This is a genomic window from Blastococcus sp. SYSU D00820, assembly GCF_054050695.1.
Map to the genome: position 1 here is coordinate 33522 of NZ_JBJGZW010000013.1, position 17750 is coordinate 51271.

18 protein-coding genes are annotated in these 17750 nt (G+C 75.5%); 8 read left to right on the plus strand and 10 right to left on the minus strand.

Annotated elements, in window-relative coordinates; genetic code table 11:
• Positions 1-2 precede the first annotated feature (2 nt).
• Positions 3-1340: a cytochrome P450 gene (locus tag ACI79R_RS14565; protein WP_456574356.1), complete on the plus strand. Its 1338-nt coding sequence runs from the start codon at positions 3-5 to the stop codon at positions 1338-1340.
• A complete protein-coding gene (locus tag ACI79R_RS14570; RefSeq protein ID WP_456574357.1) occupies positions 1337-2605 on the plus strand; it encodes a D-arabinono-1,4-lactone oxidase in 1269 nt (422 codons plus the stop codon). Before ACI79R_RS14565 ends, ACI79R_RS14570 begins: the two co-directional genes overlap by 4 nt.
• A gap of 4 nt (positions 2606-2609) precedes the next feature.
• Here the strand turns inward: ACI79R_RS14570 and ACI79R_RS14575 are convergent, their stop codons facing one another.
• Together ACI79R_RS14575 and ACI79R_RS14580 are read right to left on the minus strand one after the other, a co-directional pair.
• Positions 2610-3854 (minus strand): RNA polymerase sigma factor, encoded by a 1245-nt coding sequence (locus ACI79R_RS14575; RefSeq protein ID WP_456574358.1) that lies wholly within the window; start codon positions 3852-3854, stop codon positions 2610-2612.
• Position 3855: 1 nt separating this feature from the next.
• Positions 3856-4242 (minus strand): YciI family protein, encoded by a 387-nt coding sequence (locus ACI79R_RS14580; RefSeq protein WP_456574359.1) that lies wholly within the window; start codon positions 4240-4242, stop codon positions 3856-3858.
• A 265-nt stretch (positions 4243-4507) separates the two neighbouring features.
• Between ACI79R_RS14580 and ACI79R_RS14585 the strand changes: the two genes are divergently transcribed.
• The 3 genes from ACI79R_RS14585 to ACI79R_RS14595 all read left to right on the plus strand — a co-directional run bounded on the left by ACI79R_RS14585 (position 4508) and on the right by ACI79R_RS14595 (position 5572).
• Positions 4508-4846 carry a WhiB family transcriptional regulator gene (locus tag ACI79R_RS14585; RefSeq protein WP_456574360.1) on the plus strand — a complete coding sequence of 113 codons (339 nt, stop codon included), beginning with the start codon at positions 4508-4510 and terminating at the stop codon, positions 4844-4846.
• A 192-nt stretch (positions 4847-5038) separates the two neighbouring features.
• Positions 5039-5242, plus strand: coding sequence for a cold-shock protein (locus ACI79R_RS14590; RefSeq protein WP_456574361.1), 204 nt, complete (start codon positions 5039-5041; stop codon positions 5240-5242).
• Positions 5243-5335: 93 nt separating this feature from the next.
• Positions 5336-5572: a hypothetical protein gene (locus tag ACI79R_RS14595; protein ID WP_456574362.1), complete on the plus strand. Its 237-nt coding sequence runs from the start codon at positions 5336-5338 to the stop codon at positions 5570-5572.
• Between the two features lie 12 nt (positions 5573-5584).
• On the opposite strand, the gene ACI79R_RS14600 is transcribed toward ACI79R_RS14595, so the two are convergent.
• Both ACI79R_RS14600 and ACI79R_RS14605 read right to left on the minus strand, forming a co-directional pair.
• Positions 5585-6526 carry a phosphoglycerate dehydrogenase gene (locus ACI79R_RS14600; RefSeq protein ID WP_456574363.1) on the minus strand — a complete coding sequence of 314 codons (942 nt, stop codon included), beginning with the start codon at positions 6524-6526 and terminating at the stop codon, positions 5585-5587.
• Positions 6527-6584: 58 nt separating this feature from the next.
• Positions 6585-7148: a dihydrofolate reductase family protein gene (locus ACI79R_RS14605; protein ID WP_456574364.1), complete on the minus strand. Its 564-nt coding sequence runs from the start codon at positions 7146-7148 to the stop codon at positions 6585-6587.
• Between the two features lie 174 nt (positions 7149-7322).
• Here ACI79R_RS14605 and ACI79R_RS14610 point away from each other — a divergent pair, with 174 nt between their 5' ends.
• The 3 genes from ACI79R_RS14610 to ACI79R_RS14620 all read left to right on the plus strand — a co-directional run bounded on the left by ACI79R_RS14610 (position 7323) and on the right by ACI79R_RS14620 (position 10195).
• Positions 7323-8870 (plus strand): DUF222 domain-containing protein, encoded by a 1548-nt coding sequence (locus ACI79R_RS14610; protein WP_456574365.1) that lies wholly within the window; start codon positions 7323-7325, stop codon positions 8868-8870.
• A gap of 61 nt (positions 8871-8931) precedes the next feature.
• Positions 8932-9594: an HAD family hydrolase gene (locus tag ACI79R_RS14615; protein ID WP_456574366.1), complete on the plus strand. Its 663-nt coding sequence runs from the start codon at positions 8932-8934 to the stop codon at positions 9592-9594.
• 31 nt (positions 9595-9625) lie between these two features.
• Positions 9626-10195, plus strand: a complete 570-nt coding sequence (locus ACI79R_RS14620; protein ID WP_456574367.1) for a hypothetical protein — start codon at positions 9626-9628, stop codon at positions 10193-10195.
• Between the two features lie 54 nt (positions 10196-10249).
• Here the strand turns inward: ACI79R_RS14620 and ACI79R_RS14625 are convergent, their stop codons facing one another.
• The 6 genes from ACI79R_RS14625 to ACI79R_RS14650 are packed head-to-tail and all read right to left on the minus strand — an operon-like array spanning position 10250 to position 17682.
• On the minus strand, positions 10250-11713 hold the full coding sequence (locus ACI79R_RS14625; protein WP_456574368.1) for a protein adenylyltransferase SelO: 1464 nt from the start codon (positions 11711-11713) through the stop codon (positions 10250-10252).
• A 24-nt stretch (positions 11714-11737) separates the two neighbouring features.
• Positions 11738-12550: a sulfite exporter TauE/SafE family protein gene (locus ACI79R_RS14630; protein ID WP_456574369.1), complete on the minus strand. Its 813-nt coding sequence runs from the start codon at positions 12548-12550 to the stop codon at positions 11738-11740.
• Between the two features lie 42 nt (positions 12551-12592).
• The gene (locus ACI79R_RS14635) at positions 12593-13063 is read right to left on the minus strand and encodes a universal stress protein (protein ID WP_456574370.1); all 471 of its coding nucleotides are present in this window, start codon (positions 13061-13063) and stop codon (positions 12593-12595) included.
• A 17-nt stretch (positions 13064-13080) separates the two neighbouring features.
• Positions 13081-14757 (minus strand): bifunctional 3'-5' exonuclease/DNA polymerase, encoded by a 1677-nt coding sequence (locus tag ACI79R_RS14640; RefSeq protein WP_456574371.1) that lies wholly within the window; start codon positions 14755-14757, stop codon positions 13081-13083.
• A gap of 40 nt (positions 14758-14797) precedes the next feature.
• Entirely contained in the window at positions 14798-16225 is a 1428-nt protein-coding gene (locus tag ACI79R_RS14645; RefSeq protein ID WP_456574372.1) for an amidase, read from the minus strand.
• Positions 16222-17682 carry a purine-cytosine permease family protein gene (locus ACI79R_RS14650; RefSeq protein WP_456574373.1) on the minus strand — a complete coding sequence of 487 codons (1461 nt, stop codon included), beginning with the start codon at positions 17680-17682 and terminating at the stop codon, positions 16222-16224. The genes ACI79R_RS14645 and ACI79R_RS14650 overlap by 4 nt, the downstream gene beginning before the upstream one ends.
• Positions 17683-17750: the final 68 nt, after the last annotated feature.

Genomic DNA, 17750 nt, shown 5'->3' on the forward strand with positions numbered 1-17750 from the left:
CGGTGGACGAGACGGTGCGCAGCGCGGTGCGGTGGGCGGCGACGCACGGGGCGATGCGGCTGGCGATCCGCGCGCGGGCCCGGAAGGGCAACGCCGACGCGGAGGTGCTCCTCAGCCGGGAGGTCCGGGAGGACCCGTATCCGCACTACGAGCGGCTGCGGACCCCGCGCCCGTTCGCCGGCGGCGCCTTCGCGCGGGTCAGCGTCCACCACGACGTCTGCACCGAGGTGCTGCGCAGTGACGCGTTCGGCCAGATCGGCGGCAACCGCACCGACGGGCTGCCGCCGGTGCTCCGGGCGCTGCTGCGGCTGGCCGGCCCCCGGCGCAGCGTCGGCCCGATCGACCCGCCGTCGATGCTCGCCGTCGACCCTCCGGAGCACACCCGCTACCGGAAGCTGGTCAGCCGCGCCTTCAGCGCCCGGGCGGTGGCCCGGCTGCGCGAGCGCACCCGGGAGATCGCCGAGGACCTGCTCGACGACCTCGAGCGCGAGGCGGCGACGGGCGCCCCGGTCGACCTCGTCGCCCGCTACGCCAGCCTGCTGCCGGTCACGGTCATCTCCGAGGTGCTCGGCGTTCCGGTGGCCATGCGCGAGCAGTTCCTCGCGTGGGGCGACGGCGCCACCCCGAGCCTGGACATCGGGCTGGACTGGCGCACCCACCGCAGCGTCGAGCGCAACCTCGGCGAGCTCGACGCGTGGTTCCGCGGCCACCTGCGCAGCCTGCGCCGCGCCCCGGGCGCCGACCTGCTCTCCTCGCTGGTCACCGCGGCGGACGAGGACGGCGCCGGGCTCACCGAGCAGGAGCTGCTCGCCACCGCGGCGCTCGTCTTCGGCGCCGGCTTCGAGACGACGGTCAACCTCATCGGCAACGGCGCCGCGCTGCTGTTCGCCGCCCCGGAGCAGCGCCGGCTGCTCGCCGAGGACCCCGCGCTGTGGCCGAACGCGGTCGACGAGGTGCTCCGCGTGGAGTCCCCGGTGCAGCGCACCGGACGGCGCGCCCGCACCGCCACGACGATCGCCGGCGTCCCGGTCGCCGAGGGCGAGCTGGTGCTCCTCGTGCTGGCCGCCGCCAACCGCGATCCGCGGGTCTTCGCCGATCCGCACGCCTTCGACGTCACGCGGGCCAACGCCCGCGACCACGTCGCGTTCTCCAGCGGCATCCACTACTGCCTGGGCGCGGCGCTGGCCCGGATGGAGGGCGAGGTGGCGCTGCAGGCGCTGTTCGAGCGGTTCCCCGACCTCGCCGCGGCCGGCGCCGGGACGCGGAGGAGCACGATCATCCTGCGCGGGTACGAGTCGCTGCCCGTCGTCCTCAGCCCGTCGCTCGCGGCCGCCCGGTGACCGCCCCGGCTCCGCTGCGCACCTGGGCGGGCAACCTCACCTACCGGTCCGCCCGCGTGCACCGGCCGGCGTCGGTCGAGGAGGTGCAGGCCGTCGTCGCCGGCGCCGAGCGGGTCAAGGTGCTCGGCTCGCGGCACTGCTTCAACGACATCGCCGACACCACCGCCGACCACGTCGTCCTCGACCGGCTGGCGGGCCCCGTGGAGTACGAGGTCGACGCGGACGGCTCGGGCGTGGTCTGGCTGCCCGGCGGCATGCAGTACAGCGCGCTGGTCCGCGAGCTGGCCGGCACCGGTCGCGCGCTGCCCAACCTCGCCTCCCTGCCGCACATCACCGTCGTCGGGGCCACCGCCACCGGCACGCACGGCTCGGGCAACCGCAACGGCTCGCTGAGCACCTCGGTCGCCGGGCTGGACCTGGTGCGCTCCGACGGCGAGCTGGTGCGGCTCGGGCCCGGGCATCCCGACCTGCCCGGGGCGGTCGTGCACCTCGGCGCGCTCGGCGCGGTCACCCGGATCGGGCTGCGGTTCTGCCCGACCTTCGACGTCCGCAACACCGTCTACGTCGGGATGACCTGGGACCGGCTGTTCGCCGACCTCGACGCCGTCACCGACGCGGCGTACAGCGTCAGCGTCTTCACCGACTGGACGGCGGTCACCTCGGTGTGGGTCAAGTCCCGCCCCGACGAGCTCGACGTCGCGCCGGAGGACTTCTTCGGCGCGCGGGCGGCGACCGAGCCGACGCACATGCTGCCGGACACTCCCGTGGAGAACCTGACCGAGCAGCTGGGGGTGCCCGGCGAGTGGCACGAGCGGCTTCCCCACTTCCGCGCCGAGTTCACCCCGAGCAGGGGCGACGAGCTGCAGAGCGAGTGGTTCGTGCCGCGCCGGCACGGCCGGGCCGCCTGCGAGGCGCTGCGGGCCCTGGCCGACCGGATCGCGCCGCTGCTGATGGTGAGCGAGCTGCGCACGGTCGCGGCCGACGACCTGTGGCTCAGCCCCGCCTCCGGGCAGGACGTGCTGGCGCTGCACTTCACCTGGCGGCCCGACCAGCCGCGGGTGACCGCGCTGCTGCCGGACATCGAGGCCGCGCTGCGCCCGTTCGGAGCCCGGCCGCACTGGGGCAAGCTGTTCACCACCGGCGCCGCGGAGCTGGCCGAGCGCTATCCGCGGATGGCCGACTTCCGGGCACTGGTGCGGCGGTACGACCCGCGCGGGGCGTTCGGCAACGACTTCCTCGACCGCACCGTCGCCGCGTTCGGCTGACCGCTCACCCGAGGGCGGCCAGCCGGGCGGCCAGGAACTCCCGCTCGACGGCGTTGCCGGTCAGCAGCAGCGCCTCGCCGTAGGCGAGCCGTGCCTCCTCGTACCGGCCCAGCCGGCGCAGCAGGTCCGCGCGAGCCGCGGGCAGGTACCCGTAGCCGGCCAGCTGCGGCTCGGCGGCGAGCGCGTCGAGGGCCTCCAGCCCGGCCGCCGGGCCGGAGGCGAAGCCGACGGCGACGGCGCGGTTGAGCGCGACCACCGGCGAGGGCCACACCTCGGTCAGGACGCCGTAGAGCGCCACGATCTCCGCCCAGTCGGTGTCGGCCCAGGTCGGCGCCTCGGCGTGCACCGCGGCGATCGCCGCCTGCAGCGCGTACCGGGACGGCGGCCGGACCCGCAGCGCCTCCCGCACCAGCGCCACGCCCTCGGTGACCGCCGCCCGGTCCCACCGCGAGCGGTCCTGCTCCTCCAGGAGCAGCAGCCGGCCGTCCGGGGCGGTGCGGGTCTCGCGGCGGGCGTCGGTGAGCAGGAGCAGGGCCAGCAGCCCGGCCACGGCGGGGTCCCGCGGCAGGAGCCCGCGCAGCATCCGGCACAGTTGCACCGACCGCTCGACCAGGTCGCGGCGCACCAGCTCCTCCCCCGCGGGTGACGCGTGCCCGGTCGTGAAGAGCAGGTGGACGACGGTGAGCACGGCATCCACCCGCGCGGGCAGCTCCGCGGCCGAGGGCACCCGGTACGGGATGCGGGCCCGCGCGATCTTCTTCTTGGCCCGGGTGATCCGGGCGGCCATGGTCGGCTCGCTGACCAGGAAGGCGCGGGCCACCTCGGCGGTGGTCAGCCCGCACACCAGCCGGAGGGTCAGCGCGACCTGCGCCGGCCGGTCCAGCGCGGGGTGGCAGCAGGTGACCACCAGCCGCAGCCGGTCGTCGGGGAAGCCGTGCTCCTCGTCGCCGGCGGGCTCGGGCGCGACGTCGTCCTCGACCAGGAGCGGGAGGTGACGCTGCTCGACCCCGCGATGGCGGAGCACGTTCAGCGCGCGGCGCCGGGCCGCGGTGGTCAGCCAGGCGCCCGGGCGCGCCGGAACCCCCGAGGTGCGCCAGTCGGTGAGCGCCGAGGCGAAGGCCTCCTGGACGCACTCCTCGGCGACGTCGATGTCGCGGGTGACGCGCACCGTCGCGGCGAGCACGAAGGCCCACTCGCGACGGTGCGCGTCGGCGACCGCGGCCGCGACGGCGTCGGCGGCGGCAGGCATGTCAGTCGAAGGTCATCACCGGGCGCACCTCGACCCCGCCGAACCGCGCCGGCACCGTCTTGGCCACGGCGAGGGCGGTGTCGAGGTCGGGGGCCTCCACGAGGTAGTAGCCGCCCAGCGCCTCCTTGGTCTCGACGAAGGGCCCGTCGGTGACCTCGGCGCCGCCCCGCACGGTGGTGGCCGTGGACGTCGGCTCCAGTGCCTCCCCGCCGAGGATCTTCGCGCCGAGCGCCGGCACGCCGGCCGTGAAGGCGTCGTGCTCCTGCATGATCTCGCCCATGACCTCGGGGGTGGCGGTCGCGTACTGCGCCTCGTCCTCGTAGATCAGGATCATGTACTGGGCCATCTCGTCCTCCTGGTGGCCGGGCCCGCCGTTCGGGCCCGTCATCACTCCGACACGCCTGCCCGGGCCGGATCGACAACCCGGCCGGAACTTTTTCTCGGGCTGCCGCGGTGGGGTCCTACCAGCCGGCGGTCGCGCCGGACGGCGTGGCGAGCGCGGCGGGCGCAGGTTCCGCCAAACGGACGGAGCGGTTTCGCTAGTTCCTGCCGATGCCCGCACAGGTCTCGGATCCGTAACGTCACCGGCAGCAGCCAGGGCGTACCCGTCCGTCACACCGGCCGTACGCCACCGTCGTCCCGAGGAGACCCCCGTGCCTTCCTTCTCCCGCAGTCACCTGAGCCTGATCACCGAGCCGACCACCTGGTCCGACGTCGACGCGACGCCGGCCACCGGTTGGGGGCAGGCGCCGATCGGCGACGAGTCGTGGCGGCTGGACGCGCTCTGCGCCGAGACCGACCCCGAGGCCTTCTTCCCGGAGAAGGGCGGCTCGACCCGCGAGGCCAAGCGCGTGTGCCACGGCTGCTCGGTGCAGGCCGAGTGCCTGGAGTTCGCCCTGGCCAACGACGAGCGCTTCGGCATCTGGGGCGGCCTGTCCGAGCGTGAGCGGCGCCGGGTGCGCCTGGCCCGCCGGGACGCGCTGAGCGCCTGATCGACGACCGCCCACCACGACGGGCCGCGAACCCCGTACTGTGGTAGCCGGTCGCTGTTGCGCTTCTGCCTCGTTCCCGGACGTCCGCAGTCGTCTCTGCCTGACGTTCCTCCCCGGTGCTTCCGGTCGGTGCGGCGACCCCGGACCGACGACTGTCGGGCCGGACACCTCCCAGCACGGAACGAGAACGACATGGCTCAGGGCACAGTGAAGTGGTTCAACGCGGAGAAGGGCTTCGGCTTCATCGAGCAGGACGGCGGCGGCGCTGACGTCTTCTGCCACTTCTCCGCCATCTCCGGCAGCGGCTACCGGTCGCTCGAGGAGGCGCAGCGCGTGGAGTTCGACATCACGCAGGGCCAGAAGGGCCCGCAGGCGGAGAACGTCCGCGCGATCTGAGCAACGAGGAGGGGCCCGGCGATCTCGCCGGGCCCCTTCTGTCTCTCGCGGGCCGCACGCACGCGGCCCGTCCGCCCGGCGCAGGGAGATCTCATGGGGATGCACAACGGAGGCTGCTCGGCGGCCCACCTCGGCTGTACCTGCCGGGGCGACGGCGCCGTGCACGAGCAGCACGCCCGCGACCTCGCCGCGGCGCGCGCCCAGGAGAGCGAGTCGGTGGAGTGCCCCGAGTGCGGCGAGCCGACGACGCCGGCCCGCCTGCTCACCTGGGGCAACTGCCGGGCCTGCCGCACCGCGCAGTCCCGGTCGGTGGACCCGCTGCGCTGGTGAGCCGGCGCCTCCTCAGCGGGGCACCACGTTGCGCAGCTCTCCCCCGTCGACGAACGCGGCCAGGTTGGCCGAGAGCAGCTCGTCGGCCCCCACCGGACGTCCACCTGCGGCATGCGGGGTCAGCAGCAGACCGGGCACGTCCCACAGCGGCGAGTCCTCGGGCAGCGGCTCGGTCGCGGTGACGTCCAGCGCGGCGCCGGCCAGCCGGCCCTCCCGCAGGGCGTCGGCCAGGGCGGCCTCGTCGACCGTCGCCCCCCGGCCCACGTTCACCACGTAGGCGTGCGGCGGCAGGGCCGACAGCCGATCGGCGTCCAGCGCCCGCGTCGTCGCCTCGGTCGCCGGCAGGAGCATCACCAGGACGTCGGTGTCGGCGAGCTCCCGCGCGAGGTCCGCCTCCCCCACCACCGGGACGCCGGCCCGCTCCCCCGCGGTGCGGGCGGCACCGCGCACGCGTGCGCCGAGGTCGCGCAGCAGCGGCGCGAGGGTCGCCGCGATCGAGCCGAAGCCCCAGATCAGGACGCGGGCGCCCAGCAGCGTGGTGACCGCTCCGTCGGGGTGCAGCGGCTGCAGGCCGCCGAGCTCCCGTGCCCACCGGTGCTCCGTCTGCGCCCGGCCCGCGGCGGGCAGCCGCCGCACGAGAGCGAGCACGAGGGCCAGCGCGTGCTCGGTCACCGTGCGGTCGTGCAGCCCACGTCCCGACGTGACGACCACGTGCTCGGGGAACCCGGCGGCGAGCACGGCGTCGGGCCCGGCGGCGAGGGTCTGCACCCACCGCAGCTGCGGCATCCGGCCGGCCGCGGTGGCCAGGTCGGCGGGTGCGTTGCCCCAGACGACCAGCACCTCGGCGTCGAGGTGCTCGTCGGGCACGGGCGCATCCACCGCGTAGGACACGGCGGTGACGCCCTCCGGAAGGGTCGGGGCGAGCGGCAGGGAGTCGGGGAGCAGGACCTTCACGGCGGCCAGTCTGCCGTCGGTGGGGTGCTCCGGCTGACGAGGGCAGCGGCGTCCGGGCTCAGCGCCTGGTCTCGTACCTGGCCAGGAGCACGCCGCCGGGAAATGTCCGGGTCTCCACCAGGTCCAGGCCCACCCGGTCGTCCAGGGCCGTGAAGAACGGGGTACCGCCGCCCACCAGCACCGGGTGGGTGACGACCGCGTACTCGTCGACCAGCCCGGCCCGCATGGCCGCCGCGGCGAGGGTGGCGCCGCCGACGTCCATGGGGCCGCCGGCCCCGGCCTTGAGCCGGGCCATCTCGGCGACCGCGTCGCCGGTGACCAGGCGGGCGTTCCCGTCGACCGCGCGGAGCGTCGAGGAGAACACGACCTTCGGCATCTCCCGCCAGCGGCGGGCGTACTGGACGTGGGCTGGTGTGGCGCCGGGCTGCTGATCGGCGGTCGGCCAGTGGGCGTTCATCCCCTCCCACAGCCTGCGCCCGTACAGCGCCAGGCCGGTCGCCCCCACCCGGTCGGACCACCACTGGAACAGCTCGTCGCTCGGCACCCCCCAGCCGAGGTCGCCGCCGGGCGCGGCGACGTAACCGTCCAGGCTCACGTTCATGCCGAAGGTCAGTCGCCGCACGGGGTCGCCTCTCGTGAGTGGGTGTCCGGTGCAGGGACCGGCGGGAGGCGGGAAAGTCATCGGTCGGGCCACCCCCGGGGGCCGAGACGTCCTCCCCCATCCACAACCGGATCGCCTGTCCACAGCCGGCTGAGGTGGGCTTTCCTGTCGTACCCGTCGGGCATCATCGATCACGTGTTCGAAGGGTTCGGGGTCGGGCTGACCGTGGCGCAGGTGCTGCCTGCCGCCGCGCAGCCGCCGCTGCTGGCCGGGCAGCGGCCGGCGCGGTTGTCCGACGTGCTGCCTCCGGAGACGCGCACCGATGCCGAGCTGGCCGTGGAGCTGGAGCGGGTGCAGCAGTTGCGGTCGCGGTTGGCCGGCTACGAGGTGGGGCTGGTGGCGGAGCTGGCCGCGCGGCGGCCGGTGGACGACGACCCGGCGCCGAACACTCCGGGTGCGGCGTCTCCGGGCTGGGCCGGTGATCCGGCGCCGGGTGCGGTGAGCGAGTTCTTCCCCGACGAGCTGGCGTTGGTGCTGCGCTGTCATCGGGCGACTGCGACCGGGTTGCTGGGGTTGTCGTTGGACCTGGTGCACCGGCTGCCGGTGACCTGGGCGGCGCTGGCCGATGGGGAGCTGGACTGGCCGCGCGCCCGGGTCATCGCCCAGGAGCTGGGGGTGGAGAAGGCTGGCCAGATCGCCCCGGATGTCGTGCGGGCGGTGGAGGCGCTGGTGCTGCCGCAGGCGATGGAGCTGTCGGTCAGCGGGGTGCGGGCGGCGGTGCAGCGGGAGCTGCAACGGCTGGACCGGCAGGCCGCCGACCGGCGGCGGGAGCAGGCGAAGAAGACCGCGAACGTGGAGCACCGGGCTCTGGGTGACGGGATGGCGCGGCTGGAGGTCACCGGCACCGTCGAGCAGGTCGCCGCGATGCGGGCGACGGTCGACCAGCTGGCCCGCGCCGCCAAAGCCGACGGGGACGACCGACCCATCGGCGTCCTCCGGGTGGCGGCCCTGCACGCCCTGATCACCCGGCCCTGGGACGACACCCGCCCACCGGTCACCGCGCACATCACCGTGCTCGCCCCACTGCCCGCACTGCAGGCCGATGGCGGTGGCTCGGTCGGCGCGGTCGACGGGCAGCCCATCACCGCCGCGCACCTGCGGCAGGTGCTCGAGCAGCTCGACGCGCTGTGCCCCGGCGGGCTGCAGGCGCCCGGCGGCGGGGGCCTGGACATCGGCCTGGTCGACCCCGGCACCGGCGAGCTGCGGGCCACCCTCACCCGCGCCGAGCTCGAACGCCTCGCCCGGCGGGGCTGCACTCAGCATCTCGACGACGGTCACTGCGGCTGCCCGGTCCTGGACAGACCCGAGCCGGTCGACGCCTACCGGCCACCGAACCCCACCGACCGGTTCGTGCGCACCCGCGACCAGCACTGCCGCATGCCCGGCTGCCACCACCGGGCCGGCTGGGCCGACCTGGACCACGTCATCCCGCACGCCTCCGGCGGCGCCACCTCCTGCGAGAACCTCTGCTGCCTGTGCCGACGGCACCACCGGCTCAAGACCCACGCCCGCGGCTGGTCGTTCTCGATGACTCACGACGGCGAACTCACCGTCACCACACCCAGCGGCATCACCCGGGTGACCCGACCACCCGGGCCCGACTGGTACCCCGGCCCCGCACCACCCGGCCTCCCCGGCGCTGCACCCCAGCCGATCGCCGCCGCCGAACCACCGCCGTTCTGATGGGAGGCACGTCATGGCAGCGACAGGACGGCACCGCATCGTCGGGTCGTACCGTCGGCCCGTGCTGCCCCTGGTCACCGTCGACCTCTTCAGCGCCCTGGTCGACTCCCGCACCGGGGGCAGCGCGGTCCTGGCCGGCCTGGCCGCCGAGCGCTCGTGGCTGCTGACCGGGGAACAGCTCTACGACGCCTGGGATGCCGCCAACAAGGAGCAGCACCGCCGGTGCACGACCTGGGTGCCGTTCCGGGAGCTGGCCGCGGCCGCGCTCGGGGAGGTCTACGGGCACCACCGGCTGGCCGGCGACCCCACCGCCGACGCCGACGCGCTGCTCGCCTCCGTCGGCGACTGGCCGCTCTGGGACGACAGCGCCGACGGCCTCGCGGCCCTGGCCACGGTCGCCCGCGTCGGCGTGCTGTCCAACGTCGACGACGACGTCTTCGCCCGCACCCGGGTCGCCGCCCTCGTGCACCCCGACGCCGTCCTCACCTCGGAGCGGTTGCGCGCCTACAAGCCCGCGCCGCGGATCTACCGTGCCGCCGCCGAGCGGGCCGGACCGGGGTACGTGCACGTCGCCTCGTCGGCGCGCGACGTGCGCGGCGCGCTGGAGGCAGGGATCCGGACGGTCCGGCTGCGCCGGCCGGGCCATCAGGTCGACCCCGCCGGGCCGCAGCCGGATTCCGAGGTCGACCGGCTGGCCGACGTGGCCGCGCGGATCAGCGCCTGACCGTCCGCCCGCGCGGGTACCGGTGGAGACCATGAGCGGGAAGTCGGCGGCGGACTACGAGGGCGACTACACCGAGCCGGAGCTGCGCGCCCGGCTCAAGGAGGAGATCAAGGCAGGTGACCGCGGCGGCCGGCCCGGCCAGTGGAGCGCGCGGAAGAGCCAGCTGCTGACCACCGAGTACGAGAAGGCCGGGGGCGGTTACGTGCACGAGGGCGAGCGCACCGACAGCCAGCGCCACCTGCAGGAGTGGACCGAGCAGGACTGGCACACCGCCGAGGGCAGCACCGACGCCCGCTCCGCCGACGGCACCTCGCGCTACCTGCCCGACGCGGCCTGGCAGCTGCTCAGCCCCGCCGAGCAGCGGGCCACCGAGAGGAAGAAGCGCTCCGGCGACGAGCAGCACGTGCCCAACACCGAGGCCGCCCAGGAGGCCCGCCGCGCCGCCGAGCTGGTCGACCTGCCCGCTGCCGAGGCACGCCGCCGGGTCGCGGGGATGTCCGGCGACAGCCAGCTCGACCGAGCCGAGCGGGCCGAGCGGGAGCTCGGCAAGGCCCGGAAGACGGTGCTCCGGGACATCGAGCGGCAGCGCGAGGACGGCTGACCGGCTCGATGCGCGCTTCCGGCAGGCGGCCTCCGCCGCGCGGCGGCCGGCGGATCAGGTGCCGCAGTAGGTGATGTACGGCCCGGCGGAGTCCGGCGCCGCCTCGGTGTAGCGCTCCATGCCCGGCCGCTCGTCGTACGGGCGGGTGACCGCCTCGAGCAGCCGCTCGAGGGGAGCCAGGTCGCCGCCGGTGGCGGCCGACAGCGCCTCCTCGACCAGGTGGTTGCGCGGGATGTAGACGGGGTTGACCCGGTCCATCGCGTCGGCGTCCGGACCGACCGCGCGCCACCGCTGCGCCCACTCGTCGAAGGCGGCCAGGTCCAGCACCAGCTCCCGGGCGGGCTCGGCGTCCCCGCGCGCGGCGGCCGACAGCCGGCGGAAGAAGAGCGTGGCGTCGACGCGGTTCCTGGTCAGCAGCACCACGAGGTCGTCGACGAGCGGCTCGGCGACGTCGTCCGCGAGCCCCTCGGGCAGCCCGATCTTGGCGCGCATGCCGGCCGACCACGCGTCGCTGTAGCGGCCGCGGAAGGTCTCCAGCACCCCCACCACCTGCTCGATGGCGCGGTCCTGCTCCTCGTCGACCAGCGGCAGCAGCGCCTCGGCGAAGCGGGCCAGGTTCCACTCGGCGACCACCGGCTGGTTGCCGTAGGCGTAGCGGCCACCGGTGTCGATGGAGCTGAACACCGCCGCCGGGTCGAGGACGTCGAGGAACGCGCAGGGCCCGTAGTCGATGGTCTCGCCGGAGATCGTCATGTTGTCGGTGTTCATGACGCCGTGCACGAAGCCCACCAGCATCCAGCGGGCGATCAGGTCGGCCTGCGCGGCGAGCACCGACTCGTAGAGCGCGAGATACGGGTTCTCCGCGTCGGCCGCGGCCGGGTGGTGCCGGGCGATCGCGGCGTCGGCGAGCCGGCGCAGCAGGTCGACGTCGCCGGTCGCGCGGGCGTACTGGAAGCTGCCCACCCGCAGGTGGCTGCTGGCCACCCGCGCCAGGACGGCGCCGGGCTCCAGGGTCTCCCGGCGCACGGGGCGGCCGGTGGCCACGACCGCGAGCGACCGGGTGGTCGGGATGCCGAGCGCGGCCATCGCCTCGCTGATCACGTACTCGCGCAGCATCGGCCCGATCACGGCGAAGCCGTCGCCGCCCCGCGAGAACGGCGTGCGCCCGGAGCCCTTGAGGTGCAGGTCGCGCACCCGGCCCTCGGCGTCGACGAGCTCGCCGAGCAGCAGCGCCCGCCCGTCGCCGAGCCGCGGCGAGTACCCGCCGAACTGGTGCCCGGCGTAGGCCTGGGCGACCGGGGTGGCGCCCTCGGGCACGGCGGTGCCGGTCAGGAAGGCGATGCCGGCGTCGCTGCGCAGCCAGCCGGCGTCCAGCCCGAGCTCCTCGGCCAGCCGGTCGTTCAGGGCGAGCAGCTCCGGCCGCGGCGTCTCCGCCGCCTGCCACGCGATCGAGAGCTCCGGGAACTCGCGGGCGAAGCGGTTGTCGAGGACGGGGGTGGAGGCGGGCGCGACCGTCATCTCTCCCACGGTACGGCGGGTTCGTCAGCCCAGCAGGGGACGCAGGTTCTCCGTCCAGACGTCCCAGCCCACGCGGACGACGAGCGCGGTCACGACGACGAGGAAGGCGATCCGGATGAAGCCGCTGCCCCGCGTGGTCGCCGTCCGCGAGCCGAGGAACCCGCCCAGCATGTTGGCCGCGCCGAGCAGCACGCCCAGCCCCCAGAACACCGATCCGTGCGGCACGAAGAACAGCAGCGCGCCGAGGTTGGTGGCGACGTTGACGATCTTGGCCTTGGCGCTGGCGTTGAGGAAGTCGTAGCCCAGCAGCGAGACCATCGCGAAGACGAGGAACGACCCGGTGCCGGGCCCGAGGATGCCGTCGTAGAAGCCGATGACCGCGCCGATGGCCAGCGCCACGGTGGTGTGCCGGCGTCCGGTGTGCCGCAGCGCCGTCACCTCGCCCAGCGACGGCCGCAGCGCGGTGAACAGCGCGATCCCGACGAGCGCGACGACGATCACCGGCTTGAAGACGGCGGCCGGCAGCAGGGCGGCGATCGACGCGCCGCCGAAGCTGCCGGCCAGCGCCACCGCCGCCATGGGCAGCGCCGTGCGCAGGTCCGGGCGCACCCGCAGGTGGTAGGTGACCGCGGCGGTCGTCGTGCCGAACACCGACGACAGCTTGTTCGTCGCCAGCGCCTGCACCGGCGCGATCCCCGGCACGAGCAGCAGCGCCGGCAGCTGCAGCAGCCCGCCACCGCCGACGACGGCGTCGATCCAGCCGGCCGCCAGCGCGGCGACGAGCACGAACGCGAGCACGGTGGGGGTCAGCCCGTCCGGGAGGAGGGCGTCGGTCACTCCGACGATGATGCCCGGCCCGCCGGGCCGACCGACGCCGGCTCAGGGGACGACGGTCACCGGCCAGCCGGAGCTGCGCACCAGCCGGGCGCCCAGCGACCCGGCCAGCCGGTGGGCCGGGCGGGTCGACGCCCCCACCACCACGACGTCGGCCTGCTCGCGGTCGGCGATCGCGGTGAGCTCGCGCAGCGGGTCACCGGTGCGCAGCAGGAAGCGGACGTCCATGCCGGTGTCCTGCGCCAGCCGGGCGGCCTCCTCGCGGATCTCGGCCTCCAGCTGCTCCCGCGCCTCGTGCGCGGCCTGGACCGCGACCCCCAGCGGATCCAGCTCCGGACCGACGGAGTGGACGGTGCGGACGTGCACGACGACCAGCCGGCCGCCCAGGCGCCGGGCCACGCCGGCGGCGTAGGCGAGAGCGCGCAGGGACGTCGGCGAGTCGTCGACCCCGACGACGACCGTCCCGGTCCGGTCCACCCGCGCCTCCTCCCGCTGCGTCACGACGTGTCCGATCATGCCCCGGCACCGAGCGCTCACCCCGCCTCGGCCCAGGACCGCACCACGGCCACGTCGAGCGGGAAGTCGATCGGGAAGCCGCCGAACAGCAGCCGCCCGGCCTCGGCCGCCGCCGCCCGCACCTCCGCCACGACCGCTTCGGCCAGGTGCTCGGGCGCGTGCACCACCACCTCGTCGTGGAGGAAGAAGACCAGGTGCGGCCGCGCCTCCAGCGGGCCCTCGGCGCCCAGCCGCCAGAGCCGGTTGCGCAGGTCGGCCAGCCAGCACAGCGCCCACTCGGCCGCGGTGCCCTGGACGACGAAGTTGCGGGTGAACCGGCCCCAGGCGCGCCGCCGCCGGTCGCGGTCCGGAGACCGGTCGGCGGCGTCGGGCGGATCGCCGAGGCCGGCCGCGTCGCCGCAGTCGGGGTCGCTGGGCACCGGCGAGCCGCGGCCGAGCAGGGTGCGCACCTGCTCGCCACGCTCCCCGGCGCGGGCGGCGCCCTCGACCAGCCCGATGGCCCGGGGGTAGCGGCGGGTCAGCCGCGGCATCATCCGCCCGCTCTCCCCGCGGGTGCCGCCGTACATGGCGCCGAGGACGCCGACCTTCGCCTCCGCCCGGGTGGCGACCGCCCCGCTGTCGACCATGCCCTGGTAGAGGTCGGCCGAGCGGGCGGCCGCGGCCAGCGCGGTGTCGCCGCTCATCCCGGCCAGTACCCGCGGCTCCAGCTGGGCGACGTCGGCCACGACCAGCCGCCATCCCTCGTCGGCGACCGCCGCGGGCCGCACCTGCACCGGCATGGACAGCGCGCCGCCGCCGGTCGCCGACCACCGCCCGGTGACGACGCCGCCGGGCAGGAACGCCGACCGGAACCGGCCCTCGCGCACCCAGGTGTCCTGCCAGGCCCACCCGTTGGCGACCAGCAGCCGGGCCAGCCGCTTGTACTCCAGCAGCGGCGCCGCCACCGGGTGGTCGAGCTGCTCGACGGTCCACGAGCGGGTGTCCAGCACCGGCAGCCCGGCGGCGTGCAGCCCGCGCAGCACCGCGGCGGGCGAGTCGGGGTTGAGGTCGGGCGCGCCCAGGGCCGCCCGGATCTCCCCGGCCAGCCGCTCCAGCGTCGAAGGCCGGGCGCCCAGCACCGGTCGCGGCCCGAGCAGGCCGGTCAGCAGCCCGTCGTGGACGTCGGCCCGCCACGGCAGCCCGGCGGCGGTCATCTCCGCGGCGGCCAGCGCGCCGGAGCACTCCGCGGCGACCAGGAGGCCCAGCCGCCCCCGCTCGGGCGAGGCGGCGACGACGGCCTGCTGGCGGGCCGCCTCGGCGACCGGGTCGAGCCGGTCGGCGGGGTCGGCGAGCGGGAAGAGCGCCGGGTCGGCGCCGGTCACCGGCGCCAGCGCCGCCCAGCCCGCGGCGTCGGCGGAGGCCAGCAGCGCGCGGTCGGCGGCCGGCGCGCGCCGGAGCAGGGCGTGCGCCAGCCGGAGGTCGCTGCAGCGCTCGACGCGCACGCCGGCGGCCAGCAGCGCCGGGTACCAGCGGGTGGTGTCGTCCCACACCCAGCGCACGCCGCCCCGCTCCCGGTCGCGGACGTAGGCGGGCAGCCCGGCCGCGGGCAGCCGGGCGACCGACCGGACCGACCCGTCGTCGGCGCAGTCGACGGCCTCGACCCCGGCCGGGCCCTCGGCGTCCCCGCCGCGGCGCACGAGCACGACCCGGTCCACCCCCGCAGTCTCGCCGAGACGGCCGACAGGCCGGGGCCGGTCAGCGGCCGCGGATGCCCGGCACCTCCGCGGGGAACCCGGTCAGTGCCTCCCAGGCGGCGCCGACGCGCAGGCACAGGTCGTCCCGGAACCGGCGGGCGACGATCTGCATGCCCACCGGCAGGCCGCCGGCGGTGTGTCCCACCGGCACGGCCAGCGCCGGCTGCCGGGTCAGGTTGGGCAGGAGCGCGAGGCGGGTCCACTCCTCGGCATCGGGGTCCCCGCAGGGCCGGCCGCCGATGGTCGCGGGCGGGCCCTCGTCGACCGGATAGGCCGGCACCTCGGCCACCGGGGTGAGCAGGACGTCGGCCTCCGCGGACAGGAACGCCTCCCAGTCCCGCTGCAGGAGCGCGCGGCGGTGCTGGGCGTCCAGGTACTCGGCGGCGGACACGGCGCGGCCGGCCTCGACGAGCGCCTCGGTGCCCGGCGCCAGCTCGGCGCGCCACCGGTCCAGCAGCGGCCCCTCGGAGGCGAAGCACTCGGGGCCGGCGATCGCGCCCCACAGCGGCACGAGCTCCGGACCGGCGACGTGCCGCTCCTCCACCCGGCAGCCGAGGTCGGCCAGCCGCGTGACCGCCGCCCGGAAGACGCGCTCCACCTCCGGATCGACCACGGCCTGCCCCAGGTCCACGGAGTAGGCGATCCGCAGCCGGGTCAGATCGGCACCCGCCAGGTCCGTCCCGGTCAGCCGCGGCGATCCCGCCCAGGGCACGCTGCCCGGGTCCTCGGGGTCGATCCCGGCGATGACGTCGAGGAGGACGGCGGTGTCGCGGACGGTCCGGGCCATCGGCCCGACGCTCGACAGGCTCGGGCAGCCGCGGAAGCCCGGCGCCCCGGGCACCACCCCGAGGGTCGGCTTGAGCCCGACCACGCCGCAGAAGGACGCCGGCACGCGCACCGACCCCCCGCTGTCCGAGCCCAGCGACAGCAGCCCCAGGCCGGCCGCCAGCGCCGCCGCCGAGCCGCCGCTGGAGCCACCGGCGGTCCGCGACGGGTCCCAGGGGTTGCGCGTCGGCCCGAACAGCAGGTTGTCGGTGAAGGTGCGGTAGAGGAACTCGGGGTTGTTGGTCTTGCCGACCACGACGGCGCCGGCGGCACGCAGGCGCGCCACCACGGTCGCGTCCCGCTCGGGCACGAAGGAGGCGTAGGCGCGGCTGCCGTTGGTGGCCGGCAGGCCGGCGGCCCAGATGGCGTCCTTGACCGTGACCGGGATGCCCAGCAGCGGTGACGGGTCGCCGGCGGCGATCCGTTCGGCGGCCGCCCGGGCCTGCGCCCGGGCGCCGTCGGCGTCGACGACGGTGAAGGCGTTGAGCACCGGGTCCACCCGGTCGATCGCGGCCAGCGTCTCCTCGAGCACGTGTGCCGGGGTGAGCTCGCCGGTGCGGAACGCGACCGCCGTGGCGACCGCGTCCCGCGCCGGCCGGCTCACGCGGTCGGCTGCAGGGCCGAGCGCGGGGCCGGCCCGCCGCGCCGCTCCTCCTCGGCCACCAGCGCCTGCTCGGCGCTGCGGTCCTGGCCCTTGGTCAGCCAGAAGTAGCAGGCACCGGCGACCGGCAGGCCGATCAGGAAGGAGATGTCGGCGCCCTGCAGCGCCTCGGCCACCGGACCGGTGTAGAGGGTGGTGCTGAAGAACGGCACCATCGCCAGCAGGCCGAGGAAGTAGGAGATCAGCCCCGCCCCGCCCCAGCGGCCGTAGACCCCGCCGTCGGGCGCCATGATCTCGCCGATCGCGTAGGCGCTGTGCCGCACGAAGTAGAAGTCGACCAGGTTCACCGCGGTCCACGGCACGAGGAAGTACAGGAGCAGCAGCAGGAAGTTGTTGAAGCTGCTGAGGTAGTCCTCCGGCAGCACCAGGATGGCCAGGTAGGCGACGGCCGCCACCGCCAGCACCCCCACCGCCCGCAGCCGGCGCGACGGCGGCACCGGCCGGAAGCAGTCGAGGATGCTCAGCCCGGTGAGCATCCCGCCGTAGAGCGCCACGGCGGTGACGCCGATGAACGCGGGCACGGCCAGCGCCATGCTGATCGTGCCCAGTGCCAGGCCGAACTCGTTGCCGTGCTCGTACAGCGCGGTGACCGCGTCCAGGTCGGGGAAGGCCGTGGCGACGAGGGCGCCCAGACCCTCCAGCCAGATCGCCGAGGCCATGACGCCCAGGTACGTCCAGCCGACGACGGAACGCGTCGGGACGTCGCGCGGCAGGTAGCGGGTGTAGTCGGACACGTAGGGCGCGAAGGCCATCTGGTAGCCCGCGGACGCGCCGAACTGGACCAGCAGCGCGATCCAGCTGAACGACCCGACGTCGAGGGCCTCGGCCAGCGGCACCTCGGCCACGATCGCCACCGTGAGCGCCGCCAGGTTCACCACCAGCAGGATCGACAGCCACCGCTGGACGGCGTGCAGCAGGTCGTAGCCGACGATGGCGATCACCGCGCAGGCCAGCAGGATGAGCCCGGCGTAGAGGGAGCCGTGCGGCGCGGTGATCTGGCCGAGCGAGTCGGCCGCGATGATCGTGTTGAAGACGCTGAAGCCCAGGTACACGAACAGCACCACGACCAGCGGCACGATGGCCCCGCGAGCGCCGAACTGGACCCGGGACTGGATCATCTGCGGCAGCCCCAGCCGCGGCCCCTGCACGGCGTGGAAGGCCATGAAGAAGGTGCCGAACAGCGTGCCGACGACGATGGCCACGAGGGTCCAGAGGAAGCCCAGTCCCAGGGCCGGCCCGATCACACCGGTGAACGCGGTGGTCAGGTTGGCGTTGCCCATGAACCAGAACGGCGCCTGGTGCCACACCTTGCCGTGACGCTCGGCCAGCGGCACGTAGTCGATCGAGTGGGCCTCCACGGGCACGCCCGTGGCCGCCCCTGCCGTGTCCTCGCGCGCCATTGGCTCTCCAGTGCGGGTGGTGGAGTTCCGGTCCTCGCGGTGCGGGCCGGACTCCGACGGGATGGCGA

Coding starts and splice junctions, on each gene's coding strand:
- ACI79R_RS14620 (WP_456574367.1), top strand. CDS start 9,626: ATGAGCGGGAAGTCGGCGGCGGACTACGAGGGCGACTACACCGAGCCG.
- ACI79R_RS14580 (WP_456574359.1), bottom strand. CDS start 4,242: ATGACGGGCCCGAACGGCGGGCCCGGCCACCAGGAGGACGAGATGGCC.
- ACI79R_RS14590 (WP_456574361.1), top strand. CDS start 5,039: ATGGCTCAGGGCACAGTGAAGTGGTTCAACGCGGAGAAGGGCTTCGGC.
- ACI79R_RS14635 (WP_456574370.1), bottom strand. CDS start 13,063: ATGATCGGACACGTCGTGACGCAGCGGGAGGAGGCGCGGGTGGACCGG.
- ACI79R_RS14650 (WP_456574373.1), bottom strand. CDS start 17,682: ATGGCGCGCGAGGACACGGCAGGGGCGGCCACGGGCGTGCCCGTGGAG.
- ACI79R_RS14575 (WP_456574358.1), bottom strand. CDS start 3,854: ATGCCTGCCGCCGCCGACGCCGTCGCGGCCGCGGTCGCCGACGCGCAC.
- ACI79R_RS14595 (WP_456574362.1), top strand. CDS start 5,336: ATGGGGATGCACAACGGAGGCTGCTCGGCGGCCCACCTCGGCTGTACC.
- ACI79R_RS14625 (WP_456574368.1), bottom strand. CDS start 11,713: ATGACGGTCGCGCCCGCCTCCACCCCCGTCCTCGACAACCGCTTCGCC.